The organism is Candidatus Magnetaquicoccus inordinatus (assembly GCF_004217665.1).
Taxonomy (GTDB): Bacteria; Pseudomonadota; Magnetococcia; order Magnetococcales; family Magnetaquicoccaceae; genus Magnetaquicoccus; species Magnetaquicoccus inordinatus.
Window position 1 is genome coordinate 1 of the sequence record NZ_RXIU01000467.1, and the last position, 1,305, is coordinate 1,305.

Annotated in this window: 2 protein-coding genes; both read right to left on the bottom strand. The window is 53.7% G+C overall.

Annotation, left to right across the window (positions count from 1 at the left end):
- The coding region (locus EJP87_RS16575) for a LexA family protein (RefSeq protein WP_320412249.1) at nucleotides 1-294 on the bottom strand (294 nt) is incomplete at its 3' end.
- A complete protein-coding gene (locus EJP87_RS16580; RefSeq protein WP_130472944.1) occupies nucleotides 291-887 on the bottom strand; it encodes a LexA family protein in 597 nt (198 codons plus the stop codon). The genes EJP87_RS16575 and EJP87_RS16580, both read right to left, overlap by 4 nt.
- Nucleotides 888-1,305: the final 418 nt, after the last annotated feature.

Here is a 1,305-nt window from a genome sequence, read left to right on the forward strand (position 1 = left end):
ATGGGCGGCGCGCAAAATCAGCGCTTCTCCGCGGCGAATCAGTTGTTTGACGATAAAACCACCCTCCAGGGCTGCCACCACCACACTGCCGTTGACCGCTGGCAGGCAACGGTCAACCACCAGAAGATCGCCATCATGAATACCCAGGCCGGTCATCGAATGGCCCTCTACCCGCCAAAAAAAGGTGGCTTCCCGATGTTCAATCAACAGTTGTTCCAAATCCAGGGAGAGCATCTCCTCGTCACGGGCCGGGGAGGGAAAACCGGCTGCGACCGGTATGGCCATCAGGTTCATGGTTGTCCATACCTCCGTATCAAACCGGTGACGACACCAAACAGAGAGAGCTCTTGCCGGGGACGAATCAGTGGATAGTCGGGATGAGCGGCTTGCAAGGCCCAGCCCTGTTCGTCGCGAATCAAGGTTTTCAAGGTAAATTCGCCATCCACCGCTGCCACGACCAGGGTGCCAGGAGCAGCGCTTTGGCAGCGTTCAACCACCACCAGATCTCCTTCATGGATGCCGGCATCGCGCATGGAGTCGCCCTGTACCGGTAGCAGTACAGTACGGGAAGGGGTTTTGACCAATAATGCGTCGATCAACACAGGATGTTCAGAACCATCCGCCAACCACTCTGGCATTCCGGCCCGGACGCTCAGGTCGGCCAAAGGGCGGGTAAAAAAGCGATCAGTAGGGGACCAGGTCTCATCAGGGCTGCGTTCAATATAGCCTTGTTCCTCCAGGCGATGTAACAATTTTGCCACCGCCGATTTGGCCTGCAGCCCCAGGATGCTGCCCAGGCGGCTGTAAGAGGGCCAGGTGCGGTGACGGGCATAATAATCCTGCAGGCGAGAGAGATGGTGCAGATCGTTATTGACCGGTGGTGACATGACAGGCTCATAATGTGCGAGGGAGAGTTGTGGCCACTATAGAGAACATTCGTTCTCCAAGTCCAGGAAGATTTTTTCCAGAACCTGTCAGCAGCAGACTTGTTTTGTACTGTCGAGAATAATGAACAGTGCCATGGCTGTCTTTTCTGGTCAGACTGCTATGAGTTGACTTGCCATTCCGTGAGAGGAAACGTATCCTGTCGGCTGCGTTCGGCTTGGTTGAAAAACAGTAATTCAAAGATAGGCTCACGGGGTTGGCATGAAGAACCTTTCATTGAAAATAAGAGAGATTTTTATCCTTTCGGCAGGCATTCCCATGCTGTTTTTGCTGATAGGAGGGGTATGGTCATGGTATGCGAGTGACGATATTGCCAAACGAACGGAAAAGGTTCGCAATGAAGCGCAGGTCTATGCCATT